We start from the raw sequence: 6360 nt of genomic DNA, 5'->3' as shown, positions 1-6360 counted from the left end.
GCCCCCGTCCCCGGATGCTGTTCGCCGCCCTCGCCGCCGTCGCGCTGGCCACCGCCGCACCCGCCCCCGCCCAGGCCGGCGAAGGGCCGGACCACCGGCTCCAGCAGCGGCTCGCCGAACTCGTCGACGCCCCCGGCGGGCCGCCCGGCGCGATCGCCGTGCTGCGCCGCGGCGAGCACACCGAGGTGGTCCGCGCCGGGGTCTCCCGGGTCGGCACCGACCGGCAGCCGGAGCCCACCGACCACATGCGGATCGCCAGCACCGCCAAGGCGTTCAGCGGAGCCGTCGCGCTCGGCCTGGTCGACCGCGGCCTGCTCGGCCTCGACGACACCCTCGCCGAACGGCTCCCCGCCCTACCCGCCGCGTGGGGTGCGGTCACCCTGCGCCAACTGCTCCAGCACACCAGCGGCCTGCCCGACTACACCGAGGCCCCGGCCTTCCTGGAGCTCCTGGCCGCCGACCCGCACCACCACTTCGACTCCCGCTGCCTGCTCGACTTCGTGGCCGACCGGCCGCTGGGGTTCACCCCCGGATCGGCGTACCACTACTCCAACTCCGACAACATCGCCGTCGCGCTGATGGCCGAGGCCGCCACCGGCCGCCCGTACGAGGAACTGCTCCAGGAGATCGTCGACCGGCCGCTCGGCCTGCGTGAGACCACCCTCCCCGACGGCTACCGGCTGCCCCGCCCCTACCTGCACGGCTACGTCGTCGAGCCGCCCGCGGCGCCCGAGGACGTCAGCACCGCGCTCGGCGCCTCCGGGGTCTGGGCCTCCGGCGGCATCGTCTCCACCCCGCTGGACCTCGGCACCTTCATGGGCGCGTACGCCGGCGGGCGGCTGATCGCCCCCGAGGTGCGGCGCGAACAGCTCACCTTCGTCGACGGCGCCTCCGAGCCCGCCGGGCCCGGCCGCAACGAGGCCGGGCTGGCGATCTTCCGCTACACCACCCGCTGCGGCACGGTCTACGGCCACACCGGCAACTTCCCCGGCTACACCCAGCTCGCCGTCGGCACCCCGGACGGCAGCCGCTCGCTCACCTTCTCCGTCACCTCGCAGATCAACAAGACCCTCGACCCCGAGCGGCTGGCCGAACTCCGCGCCGTCCAGGAGGACTTCGTCTGCAGCCTGCTGAGGGGCTGAACCACCGAGCGGGTGGGCCGTCCCGTTGCATAGAGTGGCGCACCGGACGACAACCGCAACCGCCCGGAGGATTCGATGAGCCCCCGCCCCGTGCCGGCCGCCGGCCCGGAGGCCGGACCGGGCCGGGCGCAGCAGCCCCGCACGGCACAGCCCTGGAGCAGACAGCGCCTGCGCAGCAACAACGAGTGGCTGCTGCTGGAGCTGCTGCGCACCGGCGGACCCTCCTCCCGGGCCCAGCTGGCCCGCGACACCGGGCTGTCCAAACCCACCGTGTCGGCCGCGCTGGCCACCCTCGAGCAGGCCGGCCTCGCCCGCGAGGCCGGCCTGCTGGCGCCCGAACGCGGCCGGGTCGCCGTGCTGTACGAACCCGACCCGGCCGCCGGGCACGTGCTGGGCATCGACATCGGCCGGGCCCGGCTGCGGGTCGCGCTCGCCGACCTGGCCGGCCGGATCGTCAGCCGGCAGGACGTCCCCAACCGCGGCCGCACCGCCGACGCCGTCGCCGACGCGGTGGTGGCAGCCGCCCGCACCGCCACCGCCGAGGCCGGCCTCGCCCCCGGCGACGTGGTGCACGCCGCGATCGGCAGCCCGGGCGTCTGGGACGAGACCCAGCAGCGCGTCCAGTACGCGCCGAACCTGCCCGGCTGGGGCCGGCGCGGCCTGTTCGAGCGGATCGAGGCCCGGCTCGCCACCCGGATCAGCGTTCACAACGACGCCAACCTCGCCGCCCTCGGCGAGTACGCCCGCGGCGCCGGCGCCGGCAGCCGACTCTTCGTCTACCTGCTGATCGGTACCGGCCTCGGCATGGGCGTGGTCGCCGACGGCGAACTGCAGCGCGGCGCGCACGGCGCCGCCGGCGAGATCGGCCTGCTCCCGCTGCCCGGCGGCGGCACCCTGGAGGGCGCCGCCGCCGCCGAGTCGGTGGTGCGCACCGCCCGTGAGCTAGGCCTGACCGGGCCGCTGACGGCCAAACAGGTCTTCGCCGCCGCCCGGGCCGGCGATGAGCGGGCCGCCGAGGCCGTCCGCCGGGAGGCCGAACAGCTCGGCTACGCGCTCGCCGTCGTCTCCGCCGTCCTCGACCCGGACCTAGTGGTGCTCGGCGGCGGCCTCGGCCACGGCGCCGACCTGCTGCTCGAACCCGTCGAACAGACCCTGCACCGGCTCGGCCCGCTGCGCCCCCGGGTCGCCGCCAGCCTGCTCGGCGACGAGGCCGTGCTGCAGGGCGCGCTGGCGACCGCTTTGGGCACCGCCCGCGCCGAGGTCTTCGAGCGCCGCACCGCCCACCTCGGCTGATCGCGGCGTCCGCGGGGAAATTCGGGTGCGATGCACCCGGGTGGCTCTGGTAGCTTCCCGGCTCGTGGCGGACAACGGGGCAGGGCTCGGCGGACGGTTCGGAAAGCTGTGGGCGGCGGCGACCACCTCGGCGCTCGGCAGCGGACTCGCCCTGGTGGCGACGCCGCTGCTGGTCGCCGCCAGGACCGACGACCCGCTGCTGGTGTCCGCCGCGGCCGGCGTCGGCTGGCTGCCCTGGCTGCTGTTCGCGCTGCCCGGCGGGGTCCTGGTCGACCGGGTCGACCGCCGGCGGCTGATGGTCGCCGTGGACTGGGTACGGGTCGCCGCCCTCGGCGTGCTGGCCGCCGCGATCGCGGCCGGGCGGGCCGGCATCCCCCTCCTGTACGCCGTGCTGTTCGTGGTCAACACCGGCGAGGTGGTGTTCCGGGCGGCGAGCCAGGCGATGATCCCCGCCGTGGTGCCCAGGGAGCGGCTGGAGCGCGCCAACGGGCTGCTGGCCGGCGGGGTCACGCTGATGCAGCAGATGGTCGCCGGACCGCTCGGCGGCCTGCTGTTCGTGCTGTCCGCCGCCCTGCCGTTCCTCGTCAACGCCGCCACCTACGGCGCCAGCGCCGTGCTGATCGGCCTGGTCGGCGGGGTCTACCGGGCCACCTCGCACCCCGGGCCGCCGGCCGCGCCGGTGCGCCGGTCGGTGGTGGCCGAGATGGCCGAGGGGTTCCGCTGGCTGATGCGGCAGCGGCTGCTGCGCACCATGGCGGTCCTGATCGGCCTGCTGAACGTCACCCTCACCGCGGCCACCGCCGTCCTGGTACTGCTCGCCTCGCAGCGGCTGCACCTCGGCTCGGTCGGCTACGGCCTGCTGTTCACCTGCATGGCGGTCGGCGGCGTGGTGGGATCGGTGGCCGGCGACCGGGTGGTCGAGCTGGTCACCGCCACCTGGACGGTCCGGGTCGGGCTGCTGGTCGAGGCCGGGCTGCACCTCGCGCTGGCGGCGTCCCGGGACCGGTACCTGATCGGCTTCGCGCTGTTCGCCTTCGGGGTGCACGGCGGGCTGTGGGGCATCGTCGCCAACTCGCTGCGCCAGCGGCTCACCCCGCCGGAGCTGCTGGGCCGGGTCGGCAGCACCAACCTGTTCGTGGTGGCGGGCGGGAACTGCCTGGGGGCGCTGCTCGGCGGGGTCCTGGTCGACGCGTTCGGGCTGACCGCGCCGTACTGGGTGGGCTTCGTGGTCGCGCTGCTGGTCACGGCCGCGACCTGGCGGGTCTTCGACCGGGACACCGTCGCCGCGGCATACGCGGCCCGGCCGGAGCCGGCCGGTGCGGACCCCGCCGGTGCCCCGGTGGCGGCGGGCTGAGCGGGGCCGGGCGCGTTGCCCGGCCCCGGTGCTGACGGCGCGTCCGCCGCGTCAGGCCTCGGCGGGGAGGTACTCCTCCCGGACCTCGACGGGCGCGAACGGCCAGACCCGCTCCACCTTGGACCAGATCAGGAACGCGACGCTGCCGGCCGCGACCCAGACCAGCGACCACTCGATCGGGTGCAGGCCGGGGGCGTTGCGGTCGGCGTAGCCGTAGATGGCCAGCCAGCCGACGGCGGCCAGGATGCTGGGCGCCGGGTAGAGCCACATCCGGTACGGGCGCGGCAGTCCGGGCTGGCGGCGGCGCAGCACGGTGACGGCGAGGATCTGGGCGAAGGCCTGGACGATCACCATGACGGTGGTGAGCAGGCCGATCAGGGTGGCCAGGTCGGTGTGCCGGCCGATCAGGAAGCCGACCGCGGTCATCACCACCATGGCGACCAGGCCGAGGACCGGGAACCGGTGACGGCTGTGCAGCTTCCCGAAGGCGCGGAAGAACACCCGGTCGTTGGCCGCGTCGAAGGGCACCCGGGAGCCGCCGAGCAGGCCGGTGAAGACCGAGGCGAAGGCGGTGACCAGGATCAGCACGGTGACGGTGTCGGCCGCGGCGCTGCCCCAGACCCGCTCCAGCACGGCGGAGGCGACGGACTTGGAGGCCACCGACCCGGGGTCCAGCATCTCGTGCCAGTCGATGACGCCGAGCACGCCGATCTGCAGCAGCAGGTAGATGGCCATGATGCCGGTGATCGAGAGGATGATCGCCCGCGGCAGCACCCGGCCGGGCTGCTTGACCTCGGCGCCCAGGTAGGCGGCGGTGTTGTAGCCGAGGTAGTCGTAGATGCCGATGGTCAGGCCGGCCGCGAAGCCGAGCCAGAACTGGCCGTGGGTCAGGTCGACGGCGTGCGCGGGCCAGGTGAAGGCCTTGGCGGGCGAGAAGTCGCTGTACGAGGCGACGATCACCGCACCGACCGCGACGATCATGACGCCCCACATCACGGTGGTGAGCTTCGCGATGTTCTCCACCCCGCGCCACAGCAGCAGGGCGACCAGGGCGAGGACGGCGAGGCCCACCGCGTCGCCCTCGCCCTGGCCCATGGACGGCCAGAGGTAGCCGAGGTACTGGACGAAGCCGACCACCCCGGTGGACATGATCAGCGGTATGAACAGCATCGCCGTCCAGACGAACAGGAACGGCATCAGCCGCCCGGTCCGGTACTGGAAGGCCTCGCGGAGGTAGACGTAGGAGCCGCCGGAGCCGGGGAGCGAGGCGCCGAGTTCGGCCCACACCAGCCCGTCGACCAGGGCGAGGACCGCGCCGGCGATCCAGCCGATCACGGCCTGCGGGCCGCCGAAGGCCGCGACCATCAGGGGGATCGTGACGAACGGGCCGATGCCGCACATCTGGCTCATGTTGATGGCGGTGGCCTGGAACAGGCCGATCCGTCTGCTGAGCGTCCCGGACATGGGAACTCCGTGGGGGTGAGAGGGGGCGAGTGCACGCGAGGGTCCATAAGTTAAGTTTCCTAACTTGATGAGTCAAGGTCCGGTCCGGGCTATTGACCGGGGGTGCGGGCGGCACTACCTTCGCGGCATGCGTTAGGAAACCTTCCTAACGATGCCCTCGTCCATGCCGGGCTGACGGGCCGCCTGTGGGGGCGGCCCGTCAGCGTTCCTCCAGCGCCGCCCGCAGGCGGGCGGGGGCGACCAGGCCGTAGGCGGCCGTCAGCAGGTCGGCCAGGTGGGGCCAGTCGACCTCGACGTCCAGGTGGACGCCGAGCCAGCCGCGGTGGCCGACGTACGGCGGCCGGAAGAACCGGTCGGGGTCGGCGGCGACCAGGTGCTCCTGCAGGCCCGGGGGAGCGGCCAGCCAGCAGGCGGTGCGGTCGTCGTGGTGGTGGTCGGCGAGGGTGGCGAACATCCGCTTCCCGCCGGCGAACCAGGCGCTCTCGCCGTGGCTGGGCCGCTCCTCGCACTCGGGCAGGGCCAGGCACAGCGCGCGCAGCCGGTCCTGCGGGGTGGCCGGCACGGCCGTCAGCCGGCCGGCGGCGGGGTCGGGCGCGGCTCGCCGCGGTAGGTGCCGAAGGACCAGTGGTTGCCCTCCGGGTCGCGGGCCGCGAAGTCCCGCGAGCCGTAGTCGGTCATGTGCAGGCCGGTGATGATGTCGGCGCCGGCGGCGGTGGCCCTGGCGTGCACGGCGTCCGGGTCGGCGGTGACCACGTACGCGCCGAAGTGGCCCGGGCGCAGCGGCCACTTGTCGTCCTCGTCCTCGGGGCGGGCGGAGCCGAGCATCAGCCCGCCGCCCTCGGGCCAGGCCAGCTGGGCGTGGTGCACCTGCTCGCCCTCGCCGTAGACGACGACCTCCTCGAAGCCGAACGCGTCCACCAGGAACCGGATCAGCGCCCGGGCGTCGGTGGCTCGCAGCGAGGGCCACACCTGCGGGGCGGGGGGCTGGGGTGCGGGGGTCTGGTCGGTCATGATCGTGTCCCTCCTGGGTCCGTTCCGGCCAGTCTGTCCGCTCCCGGGCCGCGGGGGCTTGGACGTTTGGGAACAAGTCACCCGCCCGGCGGCAGT

6 protein-coding genes are annotated in these 6360 nt (G+C 74.6%); 3 read left to right on the top strand and 3 right to left on the bottom strand.

Features of this window, described 5'->3' with window-relative positions; all coding sequences use genetic code 11:
* The first annotated feature begins 14 nt into the window (after positions 1–14).
* The 3 genes from AA75_RS02430 (at position 15) to AA75_RS02420 (ending at position 3789) form a co-directional block, all read left to right on the top strand.
* A complete protein-coding gene (locus AA75_RS02430; protein ID WP_082526189.1) occupies positions 15–1142 on the top strand; it encodes a serine hydrolase in 1128 nt (375 codons plus the stop codon).
* A gap of 75 nt (positions 1143–1217) precedes the next feature.
* Positions 1218–2435 carry an ROK family protein gene (locus tag AA75_RS02425; protein ID WP_051811643.1) on the top strand — a complete coding sequence of 406 codons (1218 nt, stop codon included), beginning with the start codon at positions 1218–1220 and terminating at the stop codon, positions 2433–2435.
* A 64-nt stretch (positions 2436–2499) separates the two neighbouring features.
* Complete coding sequence (locus tag AA75_RS02420; protein ID WP_033818012.1) at positions 2500–3789, top strand: MFS transporter; 1290 nt, start codon at positions 2500–2502, stop codon at positions 3787–3789.
* A 51-nt stretch (positions 3790–3840) separates the two neighbouring features.
* Here AA75_RS02420 and AA75_RS02415 read toward each other — a convergent pair whose 3' ends face one another.
* The 3 genes from AA75_RS02415 to AA75_RS02405 form a co-directional block, all read right to left on the bottom strand.
* Complete coding sequence (locus AA75_RS02415; RefSeq protein ID WP_033818011.1) at positions 3841–5253, bottom strand: APC family permease; 1413 nt, start codon at positions 5251–5253, stop codon at positions 3841–3843.
* A 199-nt stretch (positions 5254–5452) separates the two neighbouring features.
* Positions 5453–5815 carry an MmcQ/YjbR family DNA-binding protein gene (locus AA75_RS02410; protein WP_033818010.1) on the bottom strand — a complete coding sequence of 121 codons (363 nt, stop codon included), beginning with the start codon at positions 5813–5815 and terminating at the stop codon, positions 5453–5455.
* A gap of 5 nt (positions 5816–5820) precedes the next feature.
* The gene (locus AA75_RS02405) at positions 5821–6264 is read right to left on the bottom strand and encodes a VOC family protein (protein ID WP_033818009.1); all 444 of its coding nucleotides are present in this window, start codon (positions 6262–6264) and stop codon (positions 5821–5823) included.
* Between the last annotated feature and the right edge of the window lie 96 nt (positions 6265–6360).

Origin of the sequence: Kitasatospora sp. MBT63 (assembly GCF_000710465.2) — a bacterium.
Classification (GTDB): Bacteria; Actinomycetota; Actinomycetes; order Streptomycetales; family Streptomycetaceae; genus Kitasatospora.
Note: the sequence above shows the minus strand (reverse complement) of the source record. Positions and strands in the feature narration are given on the sequence as shown.

Bases quoted from the DNA above. Each gene is read 5' to 3' on its own strand.
- AA75_RS02430 (WP_082526189.1), top strand. From the start codon at position 15: ATGCTGTTCGCCGCCCTCGCCGCCGTCGCGCTGGCCACCGCCGCACCC.
- AA75_RS02425 (WP_051811643.1), top strand. From the start codon at position 1,218: ATGAGCCCCCGCCCCGTGCCGGCCGCCGGCCCGGAGGCCGGACCGGGC.
- AA75_RS02415 (WP_033818011.1), bottom strand. From the start codon at position 5,253: ATGTCCGGGACGCTCAGCAGACGGATCGGCCTGTTCCAGGCCACCGCC.
- AA75_RS02405 (WP_033818009.1), bottom strand. From the start codon at position 6,264: ATGACCGACCAGACCCCCGCACCCCAGCCCCCCGCCCCGCAGGTGTGG.